The organism is Blastomonas sp., assembly GCF_041747255.1.
Lineage (GTDB): Bacteria > Pseudomonadota > Alphaproteobacteria > Sphingomonadales > Sphingomonadaceae > Blastomonas.
The window spans coordinates 1-1,555 of sequence record NZ_JBGTFM010000500.1 but is presented as its reverse complement, the minus strand read 5'-3'; the positions used below and the strand labels follow the sequence as shown (position 1 = coordinate 1,555).

The 1,555-nt window shown below is 62.3% G+C and carries 3 protein-coding genes; 2 read left to right on the top strand and 1 reads right to left on the bottom strand.

What is annotated here, in order from left to right:
- Positions 1–138 (top strand): LytTR family DNA-binding domain-containing protein (locus tag ACEW8G_RS16595; protein ID WP_373489501.1); only part of this gene is annotated, 138 nt, incomplete at its 5' end.
- An 84-nt stretch (positions 139–222) separates the two neighbouring features.
- On the opposite strand, the gene ACEW8G_RS16590 is transcribed toward ACEW8G_RS16595, so the two are convergent.
- Positions 223–648, bottom strand: a complete 426-nt coding sequence (locus tag ACEW8G_RS16590; protein WP_373489499.1) for a fasciclin domain-containing protein — start codon at positions 646–648, stop codon at positions 223–225.
- Between the two features lie 311 nt (positions 649–959).
- Here ACEW8G_RS16590 and ACEW8G_RS16585 point away from each other — a divergent pair.
- A partial coding sequence (locus tag ACEW8G_RS16585) for a nicotinate-nucleotide diphosphorylase (RefSeq protein WP_373489500.1) occupies positions 960–1,555 on the top strand: 596 nt, incomplete at its 3' end.

The window sequence follows — 1,555 nt, the reverse complement described above, 5'->3', positions numbered from 1 at the left end:
TCGACCATCGTCAATCTCGACCAGGTCCGCCAGGTCAAGCCGCACACCAATGGCGAGTGCTTCCTGGTGCTCGACAGCGGCGCCGAGGTGAAGGTGAGCCGCAGCTATCGCGACGTGGTGGCGCGCTTCGTGCATTGATTTGGGTCGCGCAGGCCCATTGCCCAGAGCCAGCAATCATGCCCGATGCGGACACCGGGCATGATTGAGGCTTGCCGAAATTGATTAGCCTTCGGGTATCAACACAGCATCGATGACGTGGATCACGCCATTGGTGCACTCGATGTCCGCCGTTACCACGTTGGCGCCATTGACCGTCACGCCATCGGTACCATCCACGTGCAGCGTCGCGCCGTTGACGGTCGCAGGTTCGAGCTTCTGTCCGGCGACATCAGCGGCCATCACTTTGCCGGACATCACGTGATAGGTCAGAATCGCTGCAAGCTTGGCCTTGTTTTCTGGCTTCACGAGGTCTTCGACCGTTCCCGCGGGCAGTTTGGCGAAAGCATCATCGGTCGGGGCAAACACGGTAAAGGGACCTTCGCCCTTCAAGGTTGAACCAAGATCCGCGGCGGTCACGGCAGCAACGAGAGTTTCGAACGCTCCGGCAGCAACAGCAGTATCGACGATATCATGAAGGGCTGATGACATAGTAATTTCCAATTATGGGGGGTCTAAAAACAATATACGGGGCAGGAATGCTGGATTATGAAGTACAGCCAACTGCACCCAGGCAGCTGAAAAGTGACCATATAAAAAGATAATTGGGCCAGTTTCCGGGTCGCATAAGAAACTGGCCCACCATCCATTTGGATGACGTGTTGCAAATAGGCCGGGCCGGGCGCTTCAGCAATACAGGCTTAATGCCGTATTCGGCTGGAACCACCGAAGTGGTTGAATGGATGTTCACGCCCGCGCACCGCAGACTTGAGCCCGCCGCCGATCTGCGCCACTCCGCCGATATGACCGCCTTCACCCTTCCCGGCTTCGATCTGACCGCATTCGTCCGCTCCACCCTGGCCGAGGATCTCGGCGAGGGGCTGCCCGGCGGCGGGCGCGATGTCACCAGCGAGAGCGTGATCCCCGCCGAGGCGCGCTTTTCCGGGGTGATGGACAGCCGCGATGCCATCGTCGTCGCCGGCCTGCCGATCGCCGCCGCGTTCTTCCGCGCGCTCGATCCGGAGATGGCCATCGAAACGCTGGTCGCAGAGGGCGAGGGGGTGCCGGCAGGCACCGGACTGATGCGGTTGTCGGGCAATGCCCGCGCCATGCTGACCGCCGAGCGCGCCGCGCTCAACACCGTCCAGCACCTGTCGGGCATCGCCAGCATGGTGCGCGACTATGTCCGCGCGATGGACAATCCCGACTGCACGCTGCTCGACACGCGCAAGACGCTGCCCGGGCTGCGCCACCTCGAGAAATACGCCACCCGGATGGGCGGCGCGGCCAACCACCGCATGGGGCTGTGGGATGCGGCGATGATCAAGGACAATCATGTCGCGGTCGCGGGATCGGTGGGCGAGGCGGTGCGCCGCGCGGTCGCCGCCGGGATCGCGGA

Bases quoted from the DNA above. Each gene is read 5' to 3' on its own strand.
- ACEW8G_RS16590 (WP_373489499.1), bottom strand. From the start codon at position 648: ATGTCATCAGCCCTTCATGATATCGTCGATACTGCTGTTGCTGCCGGA.